The organism is Halomicrobium mukohataei DSM 12286 (genome assembly GCF_000023965.1).
Lineage (GTDB): Archaea > Halobacteriota > Halobacteria > Halobacteriales > Haloarculaceae > Halomicrobium > Halomicrobium mukohataei.
The window spans coordinates 1,987,494-2,007,684 of record NC_013202.1 but is presented as its reverse complement, the minus strand read 5'-3'; the positions used below and the strand labels follow the sequence as shown (position 1 = coordinate 2,007,684).

Annotated in this window: 23 protein-coding genes and 2 tRNA genes; 10 read left to right on the top strand and 15 right to left on the bottom strand. The window is 65.8% G+C overall.

Translation table 11 applies throughout. From position 1 onward, the window contains the following. Window positions 1-4: 4 nt before the first annotated feature. The 3 genes from HMUK_RS10105 to HMUK_RS10095 are packed head-to-tail and all read right to left on the bottom strand — an operon-like array spanning window position 5 to window position 946. Entirely contained in the window at window positions 5-433 is a 429-nt protein-coding gene (locus HMUK_RS10105; RefSeq protein ID WP_015763056.1) for a hypothetical protein, read from the bottom strand. Continuing rightward, window positions 420-650, bottom strand: coding sequence for a hypothetical protein (locus HMUK_RS10100; RefSeq protein ID WP_015763055.1), 231 nt, complete (start codon window positions 648-650; stop codon window positions 420-422). The genes HMUK_RS10105 and HMUK_RS10100 overlap by 14 nt, the downstream gene beginning before the upstream one ends. Before the next feature lie 53 nt (window positions 651-703). Next, window positions 704-946 carry a hypothetical protein gene (locus tag HMUK_RS10095; protein WP_015763054.1) on the bottom strand — a complete coding sequence of 81 codons (243 nt, stop codon included), beginning with the start codon at window positions 944-946 and terminating at the stop codon, window positions 704-706. Window positions 947-1,363: 417 nt separating this feature from the next. On the opposite strand from HMUK_RS10095, the gene HMUK_RS10090 reads away from it, so the two are divergent. Genes HMUK_RS10090 through purF form a run of 4 tightly spaced genes read left to right on the top strand, consistent with a single transcriptional unit; the run spans window position 1,364 to window position 4,273 of the window. Further along, the gene (locus HMUK_RS10090) at window positions 1,364-2,425 is read left to right on the top strand and encodes a M20/M25/M40 family metallo-hydrolase (protein ID WP_015763053.1); all 1,062 of its coding nucleotides are present in this window, start codon (window positions 1,364-1,366) and stop codon (window positions 2,423-2,425) included. Window positions 2,426-2,471: 46 nt separating this feature from the next. Continuing rightward, the gene (locus HMUK_RS10085) at window positions 2,472-2,654 is read left to right on the top strand and encodes an LSM domain-containing protein (RefSeq protein WP_015763052.1); all 183 of its coding nucleotides are present in this window, start codon (window positions 2,472-2,474) and stop codon (window positions 2,652-2,654) included. Continuing rightward, window positions 2,651-2,824 (top strand): 50S ribosomal protein L37e, encoded by a 174-nt coding sequence (locus HMUK_RS16795; RefSeq protein ID WP_015763051.1) that lies wholly within the window; start codon window positions 2,651-2,653, stop codon window positions 2,822-2,824. Before HMUK_RS10085 ends, HMUK_RS16795 begins: the two co-directional genes overlap by 4 nt. 6 nt (window positions 2,825-2,830) lie before the next feature. Then, complete coding sequence (purF, locus tag HMUK_RS10080; protein ID WP_015763050.1) at window positions 2,831-4,273, top strand: amidophosphoribosyltransferase; 1,443 nt, start codon at window positions 2,831-2,833, stop codon at window positions 4,271-4,273. Window positions 4,274-4,379: 106 nt separating this feature from the next. On the opposite strand, the gene HMUK_RS10075 is transcribed toward purF, so the two are convergent. Beyond that, window positions 4,380-4,946: a DUF420 domain-containing protein gene (locus HMUK_RS10075; protein ID WP_015763049.1), complete on the bottom strand. Its 567-nt coding sequence runs from the start codon at window positions 4,944-4,946 to the stop codon at window positions 4,380-4,382. An 82-nt stretch (window positions 4,947-5,028) separates the two neighbouring features. Between HMUK_RS10075 and bcp the strand changes: the two genes are divergently transcribed. Both bcp and HMUK_RS10065 read left to right on the top strand, forming a co-directional pair. After that, window positions 5,029-5,484, top strand: a complete 456-nt coding sequence (gene bcp, locus HMUK_RS10070) for a thioredoxin-dependent thiol peroxidase (protein ID WP_015763048.1) — start codon at window positions 5,029-5,031, stop codon at window positions 5,482-5,484. Between the two features lie 76 nt (window positions 5,485-5,560). Beyond that, window positions 5,561-6,283 (top strand): class I SAM-dependent methyltransferase, encoded by a 723-nt coding sequence (locus HMUK_RS10065; RefSeq protein WP_015763047.1) that lies wholly within the window; start codon window positions 5,561-5,563, stop codon window positions 6,281-6,283. Window positions 6,284-6,295: 12 nt separating this feature from the next. On the opposite strand, the gene HMUK_RS10060 is transcribed toward HMUK_RS10065, so the two are convergent. Further along, the gene (locus HMUK_RS10060) at window positions 6,296-6,565 is read right to left on the bottom strand and encodes a hypothetical protein (protein WP_126967092.1); all 270 of its coding nucleotides are present in this window, start codon (window positions 6,563-6,565) and stop codon (window positions 6,296-6,298) included. A gap of 212 nt (window positions 6,566-6,777) precedes the next feature. Here HMUK_RS10060 and HMUK_RS10055 point away from each other — a divergent pair, with 212 nt between their 5' ends. Next, the gene (locus HMUK_RS10055) at window positions 6,778-7,506 is read left to right on the top strand and encodes a hypothetical protein (RefSeq protein WP_223270948.1); all 729 of its coding nucleotides are present in this window, start codon (window positions 6,778-6,780) and stop codon (window positions 7,504-7,506) included. 244 nt (window positions 7,507-7,750) lie between these two features. Here the strand turns inward: HMUK_RS10055 and HMUK_RS10050 are convergent, their stop codons facing one another. Further along, window positions 7,751-10,024: a CDC48 family AAA ATPase gene (locus HMUK_RS10050; protein WP_015763043.1), complete on the bottom strand. Its 2,274-nt coding sequence runs from the start codon at window positions 10,022-10,024 to the stop codon at window positions 7,751-7,753. Then, a complete protein-coding gene (locus tag HMUK_RS10045; RefSeq protein WP_015763042.1) occupies window positions 10,024-10,263 on the bottom strand; it encodes a DUF7127 family protein in 240 nt (79 codons plus the stop codon). Before HMUK_RS10045 ends, HMUK_RS10050 begins: the two co-directional genes overlap by 1 nt. A gap of 144 nt (window positions 10,264-10,407) precedes the next feature. On the opposite strand from HMUK_RS10045, the gene HMUK_RS10040 reads away from it, so the two are divergent. Continuing rightward, on the top strand, window positions 10,408-11,199 hold the full coding sequence (locus tag HMUK_RS10040) for an alpha/beta fold hydrolase (protein ID WP_015763041.1): 792 nt from the start codon (window positions 10,408-10,410) through the stop codon (window positions 11,197-11,199). Window positions 11,200-11,501: 302 nt separating this feature from the next. Here the strand turns inward: HMUK_RS10040 and panB are convergent, their stop codons facing one another. Beyond that, entirely contained in the window at window positions 11,502-12,308 is an 807-nt protein-coding gene (gene panB, locus HMUK_RS10035; protein WP_015763040.1) for a 3-methyl-2-oxobutanoate hydroxymethyltransferase, read from the bottom strand. A gap of 131 nt (window positions 12,309-12,439) precedes the next feature. On the opposite strand from panB, the gene HMUK_RS10030 reads away from it, so the two are divergent. Then, window positions 12,440-12,667: a DUF5822 domain-containing protein gene (locus HMUK_RS10030; RefSeq protein WP_015763039.1), complete on the top strand. Its 228-nt coding sequence runs from the start codon at window positions 12,440-12,442 to the stop codon at window positions 12,665-12,667. On the opposite strand, the gene HMUK_RS10025 is transcribed toward HMUK_RS10030, so the two are convergent. The 3 genes from HMUK_RS10025 to HMUK_RS10015 are packed head-to-tail and all read right to left on the bottom strand — an operon-like array spanning window position 12,655 to window position 14,905. Further along, complete coding sequence (locus tag HMUK_RS10025) at window positions 12,655-13,191, bottom strand: HAD family hydrolase (protein WP_015763038.1); 537 nt, start codon at window positions 13,189-13,191, stop codon at window positions 12,655-12,657. The genes HMUK_RS10030 and HMUK_RS10025 overlap by 13 nt on opposite strands. Before the next feature lie 37 nt (window positions 13,192-13,228). Next, window positions 13,229-14,359 carry an acyl-CoA dehydrogenase family protein gene (locus HMUK_RS10020; RefSeq protein WP_015763037.1) on the bottom strand — a complete coding sequence of 377 codons (1,131 nt, stop codon included), beginning with the start codon at window positions 14,357-14,359 and terminating at the stop codon, window positions 13,229-13,231. A gap of 45 nt (window positions 14,360-14,404) precedes the next feature. Next, window positions 14,405-14,905 (bottom strand): helix-turn-helix domain-containing protein, encoded by a 501-nt coding sequence (locus HMUK_RS10015; protein WP_015763036.1) that lies wholly within the window; start codon window positions 14,903-14,905, stop codon window positions 14,405-14,407. Between the two features lie 132 nt (window positions 14,906-15,037). Between HMUK_RS10015 and HMUK_RS10010 the strand changes: the two genes are divergently transcribed. Further along, window positions 15,038-15,122 (top strand) — tRNA-Leu (locus HMUK_RS10010). A 726-nt stretch (window positions 15,123-15,848) separates the two neighbouring features. Here HMUK_RS10010 and HMUK_RS10005 read toward each other — a convergent pair. The 4 genes from HMUK_RS10005 to HMUK_RS09990 all read right to left on the bottom strand — a co-directional run bounded on the left by HMUK_RS10005 (window position 15,849) and on the right by HMUK_RS09990 (window position 20,189). Further along, window positions 15,849-15,946 (bottom strand) — tRNA-Trp (locus tag HMUK_RS10005). Window positions 15,947-15,974: 28 nt separating this feature from the next. Then, window positions 15,975-17,285, bottom strand: a complete 1,311-nt coding sequence (locus HMUK_RS10000) for a 5'-deoxyadenosine deaminase (RefSeq protein ID WP_015763035.1) — start codon at window positions 17,283-17,285, stop codon at window positions 15,975-15,977. Between the two features lie 132 nt (window positions 17,286-17,417). Beyond that, window positions 17,418-19,283 carry an FAD-binding protein gene (locus HMUK_RS09995; protein WP_015763034.1) on the bottom strand — a complete coding sequence of 622 codons (1,866 nt, stop codon included), beginning with the start codon at window positions 19,281-19,283 and terminating at the stop codon, window positions 17,418-17,420. 18 nt (window positions 19,284-19,301) lie between these two features. Then, a complete protein-coding gene (locus tag HMUK_RS09990) occupies window positions 19,302-20,189 on the bottom strand; it encodes a succinate dehydrogenase/fumarate reductase iron-sulfur subunit (protein ID WP_015763033.1) in 888 nt (295 codons plus the stop codon). Window positions 20,190-20,191 lie beyond the last annotated feature (2 nt).

Here is a 20,191-nt window from a genome sequence, read left to right as displayed (position 1 = left end):
CGAATCAGTCGTCGCCGAAGGCGTCGATCACGCGTCCGACGAGCCAGCCCAGCGCGAGGAGAGCCGCCACCAGAGCCGCCGTGGCGACCGGGCGAGCCCGTCCCTCGCGGACGAGTGCCGTGGCCAGTCCCGCGGGTCGCAGCGTCGTCGGCGACCCACCGACAGTCGTCGCGACCGGGCCGTCGGCGCTGGGGCCGGTGGTGGCGACGACGGCGTCGTGGACCGCCACGTCGACGGCCAGATCGGTCGTCGAGAGGAGCCTGCCGACGCCGCCCTCCGGCAGCGAATCGCGCAACGCCAGTGCCGCCGGGAGCGTCGGCGCGTCGACGACGAGCCGGTTCCCGCGATCACGAACGCGGTACTCGTGGCCGTCGACGGTCAGCGTCAGTTCCGCGTCGACCGACAGCGGCGGGAACCGATCAGTCCTGCTCACGGGTCGTGACCCGCAGCGTCCCGTCGACACGCCAGTGGGCGTGGTCGGCGTCGTCGCCGGTGCCGCTTGGCACGTCGACTTCCATGTCTTCGAACTCGTAGGTGATCTCGGCGTTGCGACCGGTCAGGCGGTCGTAGAGGCTGATCGCGAGGTCGGGCCACGTCGTCGTTTCGTCGATGCGTTCTTCCGGAGTGTCTGTTTGACTCACAGACGACATGTTCTCACCGAAACTACTTAAATGAATGACCAAACAGTAGCGGGGTCGACCGGTCAGACCAGGTCGTCGACCGCTGCTCCGGACTCACCGCTCCCCGAGAGCGCGCGTCCGATCACCGTCGCTACGGCAGCGACGGCGAGCGCGAACGCGAGCAATCTGCCGAGCGAGCGACCGTCGTCGGGGTCGTCGTCCGCTGTCTCGTCGTCTGGATCCGACTGATCGGCACCGCTATAGGGCGCGTTGTTGGTGATCGTCGCCTCGTCGAGGTGGAGTTCGAGGAAGGTGAACTCGGCCATGGCGGCGTTTCGAGCGGTCGGTACTTATCGCTTCGCCTGCAGCTCTCGGTAGTGTTCAGATAAGCGACTGTCAGCGTAGTGGTGCAGACACCGAAAGCCCTCGCGCAGTTGCGGTCCCGCGACTGCGCTCGCCCTTTCATCCACCAGGGTCTAGACGGCTCAACGGCCGAATCCTGGCGTCTGTGCGAACAGGGTGAGCACAGGCTCAGGAGAGCGTGCTCTCCTGGCGGATGAAAGGGCGAGTCGTGGTCCGGCATTCTGTGGCGGCACTATCTGAACGAAGTGAAGATATCCGTCACAGAATGCCGGAGCGCGACGAGGGCTTTCGGTGTCTACAACTCAGAAGATGCAGCGGCTTATCTGAACACGATCCAGCTCTCGGCAAGATACATGACGGATGCCGGCGAAGGCCCGACCATGGACGAGGACCGACGCAAGTTTCTCGACGAACTGCTCTCGACCGCGACGCCCTCGGGCTACGAGACGGCGGGCCAGCGAGTCTGGATCGACTACGTGGAATCGTACGCCGACGAGGTGAGAGTCGACGACTACGGCAACGCCGTCGCGGTACTGAAGGGAAGCGGTGACGCCGAGGTCGCGCTGGCGGGCCACGGCGACGAGATCGGCTTCATCGTCCGGGACGTGACCGACGACGGCTTCCTGCGGATCGACCGTATCGGCGGCTCGGACAGCACCGTCTCGCGGGGCCAGCACGTCACCGTCCACACCGACAACGACCCGATCGACGGCGTCGTCGGACAGACGGCGATCCACCTGCGAAACGGCGAGGACGACGACGTTCCCGGGATCAACGAACAACACGTCGACATCGGGGCCGAGGACGGCGACGAGGCCGAGGAACTGGTCTCGCGTGGCGACCCGATCACCTTCGAGCAGACGATCAGCGAACTGCAGAACGGCTACCTCTCGGCCCGCGGGATGGACAACCGAATCGGCATCTGGGCCGCCGCGGAGGGACTCCGACGGGCCGCGGAGACCGGAACCGACGCGACGGTCTACGCCGTCTCGACGGTCCAGGAGGAAGTGGGCGTCCAGGGCGCGAAGATGGTCGGCTTCGACCTCGATCCGGACGCCGCGATCGCCGTGGACGTGACCCACGCGACCGATCAGCCGGACTCGCCGGGCAAGCGCTCCAGCGGCGTCGCGCTCGGGGATGGCCCGGTGATCGCCCGCGGCAGCGCGAACCACCCCGCGCTGGTCGATGCGGTCAGAGACACCGCCGAGAGCGAGGACATCGACGTGCAGTTGCAGGCGACTGGCAACCGAACCGGCACCGACGCCGACGCCTTCTACACGTCGCGTGGCGGGATCCCGTCGCTCAACGTCGGTCTCCCCAACCGCTACATGCACACCCCCGTCGAGGTGATCGACCCGGCAGACCTCGAAGCCGTGGCAGACCTCCTGGCCGGCTTCGCGGCCCAGGCCGACGCGCTCGCACCGTTCAGCGTCGACCTGTGAGTCCGCAAGCGGTACGTTTATACACTCGTCGCCAGCCCGTTGGGGTATGAGTGGACGACCGCTCGACGTGCTCGAGGCGTCACTGGGCGAGACAGTCACCGTACATCTCAAGGGCGGCGAGCTGTACGAAGGTGAGCTCTCGGGCTACGATCAGCACATGAATCTCGTCATCGAAGACGAAGACACAACGATTATACGCGGCGACAACGTCGTCTCTATCAAACCATGACTGGTGCAGGAACTCCGAGCCAGGGTAAGAAAAACACCACGACGCACACGAAGTGTCGTCGGTGCGGCGAAAAGTCCTATCATACAAAGAAGAAAGTCTGTTCGGCGTGTGGCTTCGGTAACTCGGCCAAACGCCGCGACTACGAGTGGCAGAGCAAATCCGGCGAATAACACAACATGCACGAAAAGTGCGGCGTCGTCGGCATCGCACTCCAAGACCGTGACGCCGCCCGCCCGCTTTACTACTCTCTCTACGCTCTCCAGCACCGCGGCCAGGAGTCGGCCGGCATCGTCACCCACGACGGCTTCCAGCAACACAGCCACGTCGAGATGGGGCTGGTCGGCGACGTGTTCGACCCCGACGATCTGGCGTCGCTGAACGGCTCGAACGGGATCGGGCACGTTCGCTATCCGACGGCCGGCAGCGTCGATTCGTGCTGTGCACAGCCCTTTTCGGTCTCGTTCAAGTCGGGTTCGCTGGGACTGTCCCACAACGGGAACCTCGTCAACGCCGACGAGATTCGCGACGAGCTCGCGAACTTCGGCCACGCTTTCACGAGCGACGGAGACACGGAGGTCATCGCCCACGATCTGGCGCGAAATCTCCTCGAAGCCGACCTCGTCCGCGCGGTCAAGCGGACGATGTCCCGGATCCACGGCTCCTACGCCCTGACGATCTCTCACGACGACACCGTCATGGGCGTTCGTGACCCGGAGGGCAACCGACCGCTGTGCATCGGCAAGCTCGACGACGGCTACGTCCTCACCTCTGAGTCGGCCGCCATCGACACGCTCGACGGCGAGCTGATCAGAGACGTCAAGCCCGGCGAGCTGGTCGTGCTCCACGACGACGGCACCGGCTTCGACAGCTACCAGCTGGTCGAACAGGAGAACACGGCCCACTGCTTCTTCGAACACGTCTACTTCGCGCGCCCCGACTCGACCATCGACGACAATCTGGTCTACGAGGTACGGCGCGAACTGGGCCGGAAGCTCTGGGACGAATCCGGCGTCGACAGCGACGTCGTCCTCCCGGTGCCCGACTCCGGGCGCGCCTTCGCCTCCGGCTACGCCGAGGCAGCCCAGGAGAGCGGTGCAGACATCGAGTTCGCCGAGGGCCTGATGAAAAACCGGTACGTCGGCCGGACGTTCATCATGCCGACTCAGGACGAGCGCGAGCGGGCAGTGCGGCTCAAGCTGAACCCGATCAAGTCGACGATCGAGGGCAAGACCGTCACCATCATCGACGACTCGATCGTCCGCGGGACGACCTCGACGCAGCTGATCGAGCTGCTGAAAGACGCAGGCGCGGAGGAAGTCCACGTCCGCATCGGTGCCCCGGCGATCATCTCGCCGTGTTACATGGGCATCGACATGGCGACCCGCGACGAGCTGATCGCGGCCGACCGGTCCATCGAAGAGATCCGCGACAAGATCCAGGCCGACTCGCTGTCGTATCTCTCGGTCGAGGCCATCGCACAGAGCCTCGACAAGGGTCAAGACGAGCTGTGTCTTGGCTGTGTCACCGGCGAGTACCCCTACGACATCGAGGGCGAGGAGACCGACCGCGACGTCGACCGGCCCGTCATCGGCGACCAGACGATGGAAGCCGACGACTGAGCCGCGCGATCTTCTGTTGACCGTATCATACGGAAAGGTGTAGTTGCTTACGGTGAGCGTCTCCCCCGTGGCGACGCTCACCGGTACAGTCCGACAACCGTCCGTATCAGAACAGCCAGTACAGCAGTACGTAGACGACGATGCCGAGAGCGAAGGAGATCAGCCACAGTCCGGCGGCAGCCCTACCGACGCGCGGGTGTGGCGTGTCCGGTAGCTCTGCGACGGGATAGCTGTACGCCAGCAAGAGCGCGTAGTACACCAGTGGGATGCAGACGATCGCGAGCAGAATGTGGACGGCCAGTACCGGGAAGTAGACGTACGTCTCGACCCAGGCCGGCGCGCTCTCGGGGAAACCGGTCGGGCCGAGCAGCGAGACGCGGTACAGATAGAGGGCGAGAAAGCCGACGAACAGCGCGAACGTCGTCGCCATCAGCCGCTTGTGGCGTCGAACGTCGCCACGCTTGACCGCACGGACGCCGACGACGATCGTCCCGATCGCGGTCGCGCTGATCGCCGCGTTGGCGTGGGGAATCGCTGCCAGGACGGCGTCGGGCGCTGCGGGCAGCGCCGTCGCGGGACCCACCCGCAAGACGGCACCGAAGACGAGCGCGAGCGAGACGATCGTGAGGAGAGCCGTCAGGACCTCGGTACGCTCTCGGACCAGTCGTTCCATGGCCGGAGGTTAGTCCGCGCGGACAAGGCGGTTGCGTTCGTGGAACGCCACGGCTTTGGGACGCCCCCACGGAGAGAGCGACATGCTCGAAGCCGGAGACACTGCCCCGACGTTCGAACTGCCAGAGCAGGACGGCGAGACCGTGGCGCTCTCGGAGTACGAGGGCCAGCGTGTCGTCCTCTACTTCTACCCCCGAGCCGACACGCCAGGCTGTACGAAAGAAGCCTGTGGCTTCCGCGACGAGTGGGACGCGTTCGCGGATCGAAACGTCGCTGTCCTGGGAGTCAGCGACGACCCGGTCGACGACCTGGCGGCCTTCGCGGCGGAGTACGACCTCCCGTTCACGCTCCTGTCGGACGAGGACGGCGCTGTCGCCGCCCGGTACGACTCCTACGGAGAGAAGAACATGTTCGGAAACACCTTCGACGGCGTCTTCCGAAACACGTACGTGATCGACCCCGACGGCGTGATCGAACGCGTCTACGAGGGCGTCTCCCCCGAGGGCCACGCCGAGGAGATTCTGGCCGACCTGGACTGACGCGGCCGATCGGCCCCACGTCCCACGACACCATGTCACAATAACACACAAATTTGAGGAGCGACCACCGTCGTCCATGTCCGACGCGTTCGGCCGCGCGATCCGCGACCACCACCGAGGAGAGCGGACGGCTCCCCTGCTCGTGAGAGACGGCGACGACACCGAACACCACCCCATCGAGGCGTTCTACTTCGAGCCGTTCGACGGCGAGGGCCACGGCGAGTGGCTCGAATCCTGGCTCGACGGCCCCCTGCTCGATCTCGGCGCGGGCACCGGCCGACACGCGCTGTACTTCCAGGAGCGGTTCGAGACAGTCGCCATCGACCCAAGCGACGCGCTCGTCGAGACCATGCGAGAGCGAGGCGTCGAGGACCCCAGACGTGGCGACATGTTCGCGCTGCCCGACCGCTTCGAGCGCGACCGCTTCCAGTCGGCACTGGCTATCGGCACGCAGATCTGTCTCGCGGGCTCGATGGACGGACTCCGGCAGTTTCTCGCCGATCTGGCCCACGTCACGACGGCGGACGCGACCGCCGTCGTCCACAGCTACGATCCGGCCGCCGACGGCGTCGAAGAGCTCGTCGGCTACCGAGCGGACCCGACGCCGGGACTCGCCCATCGGGTGATGACCTTCGAGTACGAGGGCGAGACGAGCGAGATTCTGCAGTTTCGACTGTTCGGCCCGGAGCGACTGCGAGAAGCGACGGTCCCGGGCCCCTGGAGCGTCGAAGACGTGGTCCGGCCCGGCTGGGACGGGAGCTACCGTGCGGCCCTCGCGAAGACGGGTCGGAGATCGTGACGGACGACGGTATCAGAGCCGTCCGGTCCAGCCACACTCGGTGCAACTGCACAGGCCCTGTCCGTTGACTGTCGCGGCCGAGCAGATCGGACACGCTGCAGTCGGCTGGCCCCCGTCGGCGATGGCCCGCCCGGCCCTCGTCGGCGTCTCGACCGTCGCGGGCAGCTCGGGGTGGCAGTCGGGACAGACCCACTCGATACGCCGGTGGGTCATCGATTCGGCGTGTTTGCGGTGTCGCCACACTTCGCGGACTTCGCCGTCGCAGCTGTCACACTGTACCATGTTACTGGGACTCGTGGCACGGTCGCTAAAAACCGTTTCCCTAATTGTGGTCTCGTGCATCGATATACCTTATACAGGTATCTATCCCGATAGCTACGCGAAATGGTGGATGTATAGCAAATTCTTCTCTCCTTTAATAGACAAAAGCACAGACTTTCTGGCCCTGTAAATCACGCTCACCGTTTAAGTCCCGTCCGGGAGTGAATCCGGTCGTGACCCTCCAGATAGGAACTGCACTCGGCCGCGGGAGCCGACGTGCGCTGTCGACGAGTGGTATCGTCCTCATGGTACTGACCATCGCGTATCAACTGGTGTTCGTCGGTTCGATCAACACTGCCGTCGCCGGGATGTTGCCGGACACGGCCCAACAGGGACAGATCGGGCTGACGCTGCCGATCTCGACGAGCGTCTCCGGGTTGCTGGCAGTGGTCTCGATCCTGTTCGGGACGTACATCCTCCTCGTCGCGACGCGGCTCCTGGTCCGGGATTCCAGCGAGCTGTCGTCGCTCCCGAGCGAGCTGTTCACCCACCGCGTCGGACGGGCACTGCTGGCGGCCATCGTCGCCAACGTCCTCGTCTCGATCGCCGTCACGCTGGGTCTGATCGCGCTCGTGATCCCCGGTCTCTTCCTGTCGGTGAGCTTCACCTTCGTCTTCTTCGCGATCGGCGTGGAAGATCAGGGACCGGTCGACGCACTCCGACGGAGCTGGGACCTGGCGACGGGCAACCGCTGGCGGCTGTTCGGACTCGTCTTGATCGTCGGGATCGTCGCGGGCGCGGTCGGCGGTCTGAGTTCCCTCGTCACGATAGCTGGCCCGGCTATCGGACAGATCGTGGTCCTCTCGATCATTTCCATCATCACGATCGTCAACTACGGGATCCTGGCCGACGCGTTCGTCCAGCTCCGGACGGAGGCCGCGTCCGAGCCGAAAATTCAGTAAACCGGATCGCGGACGACTGGAACGTTCGCGAGACTGGCTGTTCGCCGAGCGGTTCGCGTCGCGAACTCGAGGTGAAAAGAGGTCGTGCGATACTGACCGAAGAACATCCGCGGCTTTCGGCCGCAGTTCACCGCAAGCGTGCCGGCGGCGCGACGTGCGGACCGTTTTTAGCGTAGATTTTCACGACGAGCGGTGCCCACAGGCCGCCTTTGGCGGCCGAGGACATCCGAGGACTAAAACGGTACTACTGGAAGGTTCGCGAGGCCGTCTCGCCGTCGTCCAGTTCCGCCTCGGCGTGATCGAACCGTTCTTCGATCTCGTCGTAGCGTTCCCGCACGTCCTCGTCGACGCTCGGCCCGACTTCGTCGAGCGCCTGCTCGAAGTGGTCCATCGTGATGCGGACGTTGCTGACGGAGTCGTCGATGTCGTCGGGGTCGACGCTGTTGATGAACTCCCGGGTCGCGGCCATCGAGGCCTCGCGGGCGACTGCTTCGATGTCGGCACCGACGTATCCCTCGGTCCTCCGTGCGAGCTGATCGAGGTCGACGCCGTCGGCGAGTGGCTTGCCGCGGGTGTGGACCTGGAAGATCGCCCGGCGAGCGTCCTCGTCGGGGACCGGGACGTGGACGTGGCGGTCCAGTCGTCCGGGCCGGATCAGCGCCGAGTCGATGAGGTCCGGTCGGTTGGTCGTGGCGATCACGACCACGTCCTCCATCGCTTCGAGCCCGTCCAGTTCGGTCAGGAGCTGGGAGACGACGCGTTCGCCGACCTGCGAGTCGCCGCCGCCCGAGCCGCGTTCGGCCGCGATCGAGTCGATCTCGTCGAAGAAGACGACGGTCGGGGCGTTCTCTCGGGCCTTGCTGAACACTTCGCGCACGCCCTTCTCGGACTCGCCGACGAACTTGTTCAGCAGTTCGGGGCCCTTGATCGAGATGAAGTTCGACTGGGCCTCGTTGGCGACGGCTTTGGCCAGCAGCGTCTTCCCGGTGCCCGGCGGGCCGTAGAGCAGGACGCCCTTGGCGGCCTGCAGGTCCATCTGCTCGAACACGCTGGGGTACTCCAGTGGCCACTGGATCGTCTCGCGCAGGCGCTCTTTGGTGTCTTCGAGGCCGCCGACCGAGTCCCAGGAGGTGTCCGGGACTTCGACGAAGACCTCGCGGAGCGCGCTGGGCTCGATCCCCTTCAGCGCCTCTTTGAAGTCCTGCTTGGAGACCTCCAGCGATTCGAGCACCTCGGCGTCGATCTCGTCGGATTCGAGGTCGATGTCCGGGCGGATGCGCCGCAGGGCGTTCATCGCGCCCTCCTTGGTCAGCTGTGCGAGGTCCGCACCGACGAAGCCGTGCGTGTTCTCGGCGTAGGATTCGAGGTCGATGTCCTCGGAGAGGGGCATCCCGCGGGTGTGGACCTGCAGGATCTCCTTTCGACCCTCCTTGTCCGGCACGCCGATCTCGATCTCGCGGTCGAAGCGGCCGCCGCGGCGCAGTGCGGGGTCGATCGCGTCCACGCGGTTGGTCGCGCCGATGACGATCACGTCACCGCGTTCGTCGAGCCCGTCCATCAGCGAGAGGAGCTGTGCGACGACACGGCGTTCCACGTCGCCCTGGGTCTCGCCGCGCTTTGGCGCGATCGAGTCGATCTCGTCGATGAAGACGATGGCCGGGGCGTTCTCCTCGGCCTCCTCGAAGACCTCGCGGAGCTGCTCTTCGCTCTCTCCGTAGTACTTCGACATGATCTCCGGGCCGCTGATGGTCGTGAAGTGGGCGTCGATCTCGTTGGCGACGGCCTTGGCCATCAGCGTCTTCCCGGTGCCCGGCGGCCCGTGCAGGAGGACGCCTTTCGGCGGCTCGATGCCGAGCTGCTGGAACAGTTCGGGGTGGCGCATCGGCAGCTCGATCATCTCGCGGACCTGTTCGAGTTCGCTGTCGAGGCCGCCGATGTCCTCGTAGGCCACGTCCGGCGTGGCTTCGCCGCCGCCCTCGGTCGGGGCGTCGCCCGCGATCTGTTCGGCCGGCTTCTCGCTGACTTCGATGTCGGTCTGGTCGGTCACCACGACCGTCCCAGAGGGTTCAGTCTCGGCGATCCGCAGCGGGATCTTCTGGCCGCTCATGCTCGAAAGCGGACCGAGCCCGAAGCTCACTGGCACCGTCTGGCCCTGCGTGACCGCCTGGCCGCTGAGGTTGTTGCGGATCATCGGACCGACGTTGCCCCGCACCCGGAGGTTCTGGGGCAGGGCGACGGTGACCTGCTTTGCGACCTGTACGTCTGCCTTCTCGACCTCGATCTGGTCGTCGATGCCGACGCCGGCTTCCTGTCGGAGCTGGCCGTCGATCCGGACGACGTTCTTGCCGCTGTCTTCAGGGTATCCGGGCCAGACACGGGCGACCGCGCGACCGCCGTCGCCGTCAATGACAATGTAGTCGCCGTTCTCCAGGTCCATCTCGTCCATCGCTGCACGGTCGACGGCCGCGAGACCGCGTCCGGCGTCTTTCTGCTTGAGGGGTTTTACCGTAAGTTTCATCAGTGGGACACCTCGCTCATCTCGACAGTGAGAACCCCATTGCGGATAAACGCTCGTGCGTCACCCGCCGGGAGATCGAAGTCGTACTGCTCGTCACCGACGACGACGATCGCCGTGTCGTCGACGACATCGACCGTCGCGTCGTCGGTGACGCCGATATCCGCCGCCAGCACGACGGCGTCGTCGTACTCGTAGCGTCGTAGCGGGGCATCGCCGACAAGCTGCTGTTGGTCAGTCATGCTAACTACGAGTTAGTGAGACAACTATATAAACCTTTCGTCGAAAACCGCAACAAGGCGTTCGACCAGACGAAGAACCCACTGATTGCGGTTCACACCGACGCCGGCCCCACCACTATACGAGACCCCCACGAAAGCGGTGGTATGGAGACGGTCGAACACCACGGACGGACGACGGCGTACCGGTCCGTCACCGGCGAGGGCGAGAGCGCCACAGTACTGTACGTCCACGGCAGCGCCAGCACCCACGCGCTCTGGAGCCAGCAGTACGCGCCGAGTGGTCCGGCGTCGTCGGCCGCAGCGCTCGATCTGAGCGGTCACGGTGCGAGCGAGGACATCGACACCGCACCGGGTGAAGCGACGCTGACGAGCTACGTCGACGACGTGGTGGCCGTCGCCGAAGCGACGGACGCGACGGTCCTGGTCGGCAACTCGCTCGGCGGTGCGGTCGCACTGGCGACGGTCCTGCGGCGCGCCGTCCCGCTCGACGGGCTCGTCCTCGCCGGCAGCGGCGCGAAGCTCCCAGTCGTCCAGACGCTCCGAGACGATCTGGCGGCCGACTTCGAGGCCGCCGTCTCGTTCCTGCACGGCGAGGACATGCTTTTCCACGACCCGCCAGAGCGTGCGCGCGAGCACTCCATCGAGACGATGCGTGCCGTCGGACAGTCGGTGACACGGCGAGACTTCGAGACCTGCCATCGATTCGACGTGCGAGACCGACTCGACACCGTGGACGTGCCGACGCTGGCGCTGTGTGGCGAACACGATCGACTCACGCCGCCGTCCTACCACGAGACCCTCGCGGAGGAGATTCCGCGAGGAAGGTGCGAGACGGTTCCCGACGCGGCACACCTCGCGATGGTCGAACGACCCGTACGATTCAACGACGCCGTCGCAACGTTTCTCCGCGATATCGAACCCACACCATCGCCGTGACGCCGCTTCGGTCGTCGAAACAGCCCTGGCTACTGCTCAGTGAGTGGCGGATCTTTCACCTGGCCAGAACGTACTGATTTCGGCAGGGAGCATGTGACCATTTCGTGTGGCGGGCAGTCGACGGTGACAGGACACAATTAGATCAGTTTCGGGATGACAAAGAGTAGCACGAATCCGACGACAATCGCGACCACAGTCCAGAAAACGAATTGTCTTACTTGCTAGTTTCGTTCGGGGCCGGGATCGTCTTCTGACACGTTCTAGCGTTTCCGTGCAGCGTATTCAATCTTTCAGGCCCGCGATCAGTAGAGGTCGTCCAGTTCGTCCTCGACGTAGCTGTGTTCGTCGGCCGGGAAGGTGCCGTCTTCGACGGCGTCGACGTACCCCTCGATCGCGGAGGCCATCTCCTCGCGCACGTCGCCAAAGCGCTTCGAGAAGGGAGCCACGTCCTCAGAGAGGCCGATCACCTCGTCGACGGTCAGGACCTGGCCGTCGCAGTCGGGGCCGGCACCGATGCCGATCGTCGGAATGTCGAGCGCGTCCGTGACCGCCGCACCGAGGTTGGCGGGGACGTGTTCGAGGACGAGCGAGAACGCGCCGGCCTCCTCGTGGGCCTGCGCGAGTTCGACGATCTCCGTCGCGGACTCCTCGTCGGTGCCCTGGCGGAACAGTCCGGTCTCGTTCTCGCGCTGTGGAGTCAGTCCGAGGTGTGCCTGGACCGGGATGCCCAGTTGCGTCAGCCGACGAGTGAGGTCGACGGTGTGGGGACCGGATTCGAGTTTGACCCCGTCCGCGCCCGCCTCCTTGACCATGCGACCGCAGTTCTGGATCGCCTCGGCCTCGTCGGCACCGTACGAGAGGAAGGGCATGTCCGCGAGCACGAACACGTCCGCTGTAGCCCGCGCGACCGCAGCGGTGCGGCTGGCGATCTCCTCGACCGTGACCGGCAGCGTCGAGTCGTGTCCCAGACGGAGGTTTCCGACCGAGTCGCCGACCAGCGCGATGTCGACGCCGGCCTCCTCGACGACCGTCGCGGTCGGTGCGTCGTAGGCCGTCAGCATCGTCACCGGCTCCTCACCTGCCTTCGCGCGAATGTCATTGGCCCGCATGGATTGGGCTGGGATGCCCCGGCGCATAAGCCCTGCCATGCACTGATACGGACGGTTGTCGTTTCGTATGACAGGCACGCGCGTTCGAGGGTTCCGTAACTGATTAGCGCCGGACACCACGAGTGTGTGCCATGCCACACGTCGAGGAGACGGACCCGGAGGGCGTCGACTTCGGCTGGGTCATGCAGATGACCTTCGTGACGACCATCCTGGTCGGCGCGCCGATCGTCGCTACCCTCTCGCTGTTCGTCCAGTTGACGGGCTGGGCGGAGTGGGCCGAGTTCGCGATCCGGGTGGGTGCCGTCGTCTGGTTCTGTACCGCCGCCGGTGTGTACGCCTACGCACGCTACAGGGAGTGACGCTCGCGGACCCACTGGAAGTCCATCGACGCGCGTCGCGCGGCGGTCGCGTCGCTGTCCGAGTCGCCGACGAACAGGGCCGCCGACGGCGACACGTCGAACTCCGAAAGCAGCGCCCGGAGCGGGGCCGGATCGGGTTTGTACGTCGACAGGGAGTCCCGGCCGACGACGGCATCGACGTGACCGTCGACGCCGTGAGTCTCCAGAGCGATCCGACAGGCGGCCTCGCAGTTGAGCGAACACACGCCGACGGGAACGTCCAGGGGCAGTTCGTCGAGCAGCGGGAGTCGCTCCGAGTCGCGCGCTCCCGGTCGTTCGTGATCGGCGATGGCCGACTCGACCGCGTCGCGGTGGCCCCGCTCCTCCGAGAGTTCGAGCATGTCCCACAGCGAGTGGCCCGCCGTGTCGACGCCGCGTTCTCGCAACACGTCGTCGACGTCGCTCGCGACCGCGTCCCAGTCGACGGCCAGACGCACGAGCGTGCCATCGAGGTCGTAGACGACGGCGTCGTAGTCGGCGCTCATGTGCGGGCGCACGGCCCCGACGGACAAGAGCGTTCGGTCACTCCCCCAGGAGCGACCGGGCGATGACGTTCTTCTGGATCTGGCTCGTCCCCTCGTAGATCGTCGTCACCTTGGCGTCCCGGTAGAACCGCTCGACGTCGAACTCGGACGTGTAGCCGTAGCCGCCGTGGAGCTGGACGGCCTGCTGGGTCACGTCGACGGCTCCCTCGGTCGCGAAGTACTTCGCGACGCTCGCGCTCGCACGAGCGTCGTCGCCGCGGTCCATGGCCCGCGCCGCCGCGTGGGTCAGCTCGCGGCCGGCCCGGACGGTCGTCTCCATCTCCGCGATCGTGTGCCGGACGCTCTGGATGTCGCCGATCGGGCCGTCGAACTGTTCGCGTTCCGTGACGTAGTCGACCGCCTCGTCGAGGGCCGCCTGCGAGAGACCGACCGCCTGTGCGGCGATCCCGACCCGTCCGCCGGTCAGGATCGACAGGGCCGCAGCGAGCCCGCGACCCTCCTCGGTGAGCCGGTACCGGTCTGGAATGCGGACATCATCGAGGGTCAGCGTCGTCGTGTCGCTGGCTCGCAGCCCCAGCTTCTCCTCTTTCGAACCGACGGTCAGTCCGTCGCTGTCTTTGGGGACGAGAAACTGGGTGACCGAGTTCGGATCGTCCGGGTCGGTCTTCGCGAAGACGATCACGACTCCAGAGCGCTGCCCGTTCGTGATCCAGGCCTTCTCGCCGTCGATCACGTACTCGTCGCCCTCGCGGCGCGCGACGGTCTGCATCTGACGAGGGTTCGACCCCGCCTCGGGCTCGGAGAGGGCGAAGGCCCCGACCGGACGGCCCGCAACCATGTCCGGGAGCCACGCCTCCCGGAGCTGCTCGTCTCCGAAGGTCGCGAGACAGGAGGTCGCGAGACAGTGGACCGACAGCGCGGTCGCCACCGCCAACGAGCCGTGGGCGACGGCCTCGTTCACGACCGCGTACGTCTGGCGATCGACGTCGAGGCCGCCGTATGCTTCGGGAACCGTCAGGCCGGTCACGTCGATTTCGGCCAGCGTGTCCCAGGCGTCCTCGGGGAACGTCTGCTCGCGGTCACACTCGCGTGCGACCGGCCGGATCTCCTCGGCCGCGACTTCGCGGACGGTGTCACGGATAGCACGCTGCTCGGACGAAAGGTGCATACACCACGTACAGCACCCTTGCCAATAGATGCCACGACGCGATCGTCACTCGGCCAGTTCGACGTCAAGAAAGTCTTCGAGCTTGGCGACGACCGAACCGCCGACGCCGGCCTGCGTCGCGCGGCCCTGTTCGACGGCGAGAACGTCGGATTCGTCGACACTCAGCTCCTCGGCCAGCTCCTGAGTCTGGAGGCCCGCGTCCTGGCGGGCCTCGGTGACCACGGAACCGTAGTCGGAGACGAGATACGGGAGCTGATCGTCCTCGTAGTTCGTGCCGTCCTCCCAGTGGGAGGCGTCGGGCTGCTGTGCGTCGGCCATCTTGGCCGCGTTCTGGGCCGCACGGCGCTTTCGATCGGTGTCTCGGTCACCACGAGAACCGTCCGACGATTCGGTTTTCGAGGTCTCGCCGTGCTGAGAGCAGTCCGCACACACCTGCAGCGTCGCCCCCGCCACGTTCGCCGTTTCGAGGTCCGCATCGGACGCGCCACAGAGTTCACAGCTCTCGCCGGCGCTGCCACTGCCACTGCCGGTCGAGTATTTTGCCATGCGGGCCGTAGCGGACCGAACGTATTTGAAATGCCCGCTTTGTCGCGAGTGTGAGAGGTTCGCGCGGAGAGTCGCAAACGAAAGCGCTTTTACCCAACCACGGAATAGGACTGAATGCGCACGACGCAACGAGCGTGGGTAGCCAAGCCAGGCCAACGGCGCAGCGTTGAGGGCGCTGTCCCGTAGGGGTCCGCCGGTTCGAATCCGGTCCCACGCATTCTTGCTGCGAACAAACTCGTGAGCAGCAGGAATGGGACGAGCGGATTCGAGCCCTGGAAGACTCGCTACGCTCGTCTTCCTCCGGTTCGAATCCGGTCCCACGCATTCTTGCTGCGAACGTCAGCGAACAGAAATATCGACACGAGCGGATTCGAGCCCCTGCAGTGTCCGCCTCGATTACTTCGGGAGAGTCGCCAGGGAACCGGTAACCGCTCGTCAGCACTGGGGAGAACACCCGAACGGTACTGTCAGAGACGATAGAACGGCGATCGTTCGCTCCAATTATCTACATTGATACTTGGCCGACGCATTTATTACCATCCATCGACAATGTGTAAGTACGGCACCACCCCGGTGCCAGCACCCACCACCACCCACCACCCCTTTCCTACGCTTTTCACGATCGATAGCCGAAGCACTCGTACGAGACACGGTCGCCAGCCTCGCGCCGTGTGGCTCAGTTCGCGACGAAAAATCGACAGCGCGGCGTCGCTCGCCGCCGGATGGGAGGCACGATGGAAGGAGCGGGATTCGAACCAGAGGAAGACTCACTTCGTTCGTCTGCCAGAGCGCGTGAATCCGCGCGTCACCATCGGCTCCGCACTGTCATTCGGAGCACGATGGAAGGGGCGGGATTCGAACCAGAGGAAGACTCGCTGCGCTCGTCTGCCAGGGCGCGAATCCGCGCGTCACCATCGGCTCCGCACTGTCGTTCGGAGCACGATGGAAGGGGCGGGATTCGAACCACGCGAAGCCCTGAAGGGACGACCGCCGACCGATGCTGGAGTCGGTCGCGGCGCTCTACCACTGAGCCACCCTTCCGCGGCCGGTCGTTGGGACGAGACGGGCATTAATCCTTGGACGAGATCTCAGCGTAGATCGAATCTGCGTGCCGTCGAGCGTCCGCGCGGACGGCTGCGCCGTCCACGTTCGCGAACGAGCCGTCGTCGTAGACGACCTCGCCGTCGACCATCGTGAACCGAACGTCGTCGCCGTGGGCGGCGAAGACGAGGTGCGAGAGCGGGTCGTGAACCGGCGTCGCCCGGGCGGTGTCCGTCGCGAGGCCGATCACGTCGGCCGGCCGACCCGGCGCGAGGACGCCCACGTCGAAGCCAGTCGCCTGCCCCCCGTGCTCGGTCGCCATCCGAAAGGCGGTCGCCGCCGGCAGCGCCGTCGCGTCGAGTTCGCCGACCTTCGCCAGCAGGGCCGCCTGGCGCATCTCGGTGAACGGATCCAGCGTGTTGTTGCAGGGCGGGCCGTCGTTGCCCAGCGCGACGGTGATCCCCCGCTGCAAGTAGGCCTCGACGGGCGCGATCCCGCTGGCGAGTTTCATGTTCGAGCTGGGACAGTGGACGACGGTGGTGTCGGTCTCGGCGAGGATCGCCCGCTCGGTCTCGTCCGTCCAGACGCAGTGGGCGAGCGTCACGTCTGGCCCCGTCAGGCCGACCTCGTCGAGCCACTCGACGTTGCGCATGCCCGTCCGGTCCTCGACCGTCTGGATCTCGTCGCGGTTCTCGCTGGCGTGCGTGTGGATGCGCACGTCGTCGTAGGCGTCGGCGAGATCGCGAGCCCCCCTGAGACAGCGCTCGGTACAGGAGACGGCAAAGCGCGGCGTGACTGCGTAGCGAATCCGGTCGTCGAAGGCCCCGTGATAGCGCTCGATGAGGCGCTCGGACTCGGCCAGTGCCGCGTCGGTGTCTTCCTGTAGCGCCCCGGCGTCGTAGTCCATCAACACCTTCCCGAGCAGGCCGCGGATCCCGATCTCGCCGGCCGCCTCGAAAGCCTGGTCGGCGTGCGCGACCGAGAGGTGGTCGACGACGGTCGTGACGCCGCTGGCCAGACACTCCATGTAGCCAAGCGTCGCCGCGGTCCGCATCTGCTCGGCGTCCATGGCAGCCTCCATCGGGAGGACGTGATCGAAGAGCCAGTCAAGCAGCGCTTCGTCGTCGGCAATCCCCCGTCCGAGGCTCTGTACCGAGTGGACGTGCGAGCCGACCAGCCCCGGCGCGACGATGTCGAACGATCGGCTGTCGTGGTCCGGGTACTGCCGGACCAGACGCTGGCGGTCCCCGACTGCGACGATCTCGTCACCGCTCGTGACGACCGCGCCGTCCTCGTAGACGGTGTCGGCGTCGGCGACGACGGTCCCGGTGAGTCGCATCACCACGAGGGAAGTGTGCCACTGCCTAAGCGGTTGGGGTCGAGAAAACGCGTCGACGCCAGCTGACCGGCGATCAGGTCGCGGGTCGCGTCGACAGCGGCGAGCGTCGTCGACGCCGCGACGACGGAGTGGTCAGTACGACCGCTCTTTGGGTTCGTACTCTTTCCACTGGCTCTCCAGCAGGACCGGCTTGTAGTACAGCTCCGGCGTCCCGTCGTCCCAGGCCAGCATCGTGTGCTTGATCCACTCCTCGTCGCGCCGTTCCTGGAACTCCGCGCGCCAGTGAGCGCCGCGGAACTCTTCGCGGGCCAGTGCGCCGAGCGTGATCGCTTCGGCCACGTCCAGGATGTTGCGCGTCTCGATGGTGTGGATCAGGTCCGTGTTGTAGGTGCGCGAGGGGTCGGCGACGGCGACGTCCTCGTAGCGCTCGCGTGCGCGCCGGAGGTCACGCAGCGCGTCGTTGAGGCTCTCCTCTTTTCTGAAGACGTTGACGTTCTCCGTCATCGTCTCCTGGACGTTCGAGCGGACTTCGGCGTGGTTGATGCCGTCCGCTTCCAGCAGCGACTCGATTCGCTCTCGTTCCTGCTGAACGGTGTGTTCCAGCGTCTCCTTGGGCTCGACCATCGCAGCGTCAGACCGACGGTCCGACGAGGATCGCTCACCACCGTCCGCTGCAACGTCGCCTTCGCCGTTGGCCGTGATCGCGCCGGGTTCGACGGGCGGCGACACGTCGCCGTCCTCGCTCTTGGCAGAGCGGCCGGTCTCGATCTCGGCGGTCTTCATGTCCTTGCCCGCGGCGTGGTGGCCGGCGCGTGCGCCGAACACGAGCAGTTCCGGCAGCGCGTTGCCCCCGAGACGGTTCGCGCCGTGCAGCGAGACACAGGCCGTCTCGCCGGCAGCGTAGAGTCCGCTGATACAGGTCTCGCCGTTCTCGTCGGTCTCGATGCCGCCCATAGCGTAGTGCTGGCCGGGCTTGACCGGCATCGGTTCGTCGAGGCCGTCGACCCCCTCGAAGTCCTCCGCGAGGTGGAGGATGTTCTCCAAGCGATCGAGGATGCGCTCCTCGCCGAGGTGGCGCATGTCGAGGTCGACGTACTCGTCCTCGATGCCGCGGCCGGCGTTGACTTCGGTGAGTTCGGCCCGCGAGACAACGTCACGAGAGGCGAGTTCCCCGTCGTTGTTCGCGTAACCGTGTTCGAACATGAACCGCTCTTCCTCGTCGTTGTAGAGGATCCCGCCTTCGCCACGGACGCCTTCGGAGATGAGCACGCCCGTCGAGGGCAGCGTCGTCGGGTGGAACTGGATCATCTCCATGTCTTCCATCGGGACGCCCGCGCGGTAGGCCATCGCACAGCCGTCGCCGGTGTTGGCGACGGCGTTTGTCGTGTGATCGAAGGCCTGTCCGAGACCACCGGTCGCGAGGATGACGCCGTCGCGGGCCCAGAAGCCCTCGACGTTGCCGGTCGCGATCTCGTAGGCGACGGCCCCGTGACAGTGGCGCTCTTCCGGGTCGTCGTGGTCGGTGACGGCGAGGTTGGTGACGTACCACTCGTCGTACACCTCGATGCCTCGTTTGACGACCTGTTCGTACATCGTGTGCAGCAGGTGGTGACCCGTCTCCGCACCGGCGTAGGTCGTCCGCGGGAACGACATCCCGCCGAACGGACGCTGCGAGACGCGGCCGTCGTCCTCGCGGGAGAACGGCATCCCCCAGTGCTCGATCTGGACGACCTCTTCGGGGGCGTCCTGGGCGAAGGTGTCGATCGCGGGGGCGTCCCCGAGATAGTCCGACCCCTTCATGGTGTCGTAGGCGTGGAGTTCCCAGTCGTCGCCCTCGCGCAGTGCTGCGTTGATGCCACCCTCGGCCGCGCCCGTGTGGCTCCGGACGGGGTGGAGCTTCGTGACGAGTGCCACGTCGGCACCCTCTTCGTCGGCTGCGATCGCCGCTCGGAGGCCGGCACCGCCGGCACCGACCACGATCACGTCGTGTTCGTGCATTGTTAGTCTCCCTTAGGATTACCAGAACTTGAGGTTGTTCTTGACTGCTTCCCGTTTGAGCTCCTGGATGTGCTCGGTCAGTGGGATGTCTTTCGGACACACCTCGGTACAGGAGAACTGCGTCTGGCACCGCCAGACGCCGTGTTCTTGCTCGATGATACGGAGTCGCTCCTGCTTGCGCTGCTCGCCCTCGCGTTCGTCCATCGCGAAGCGGTAGGCCTTGTTGATCGCCGCCGGCCCGAGGTACTCGTTGTCGCCGGCCGCGATGTTACACGAGGACATGCACGCGCCACACCAGATACAGCGCGTGGACATCTTGATCTTCTCGCGGTTCTCGCGGTCCTGGCGCTGCTCTTCGAGTTCGTCGTCGGGCAGCTCGTCGGCGTCGAAGTACGGCTCGACGGCCTCCATCTGGTCGTAGAAGTGCTCCATGTCGACGACCAGGTCCTTGACGACTTCCTGGTGGGGCAGCGGCTCGATCCGGATCGTCCCGGCGTCGAGATCGGCGATCTGGGTCTTGCAGGCCAGCCGCTGGCGACCGTTGATGAAGAGCGCGTCGGACCCACAGACGGCCTGCCGACACGAGTGGCGGAAGGTCAGCGACGAGTCGTAGTGGTCCCGCGAGTAGATGAGCGCGTCGAGGACGGTCATCCCCTTGTGGAAGGGGACGGTGAAGTCGTCGAACCGCGGCTCTTCTTTCCCCTCGACTTCGGGGTCGTAGCGGAAGACTTTGAGCGTGATCGTCTCTTCGGAGTGGTCGATCTCCTCGTCGACGCGCTGGTCCTCTCGGGCCTGCGCCCGCTCCTGTTTCTCCGCCCGGCGGCGCTCGCCCGGTGATTCGACGGTCGGCTCGGCCGACTCGTCGGTCGTCTCTTCGGTCTCTGTCTCCTGTTCGATCGTACTCATGG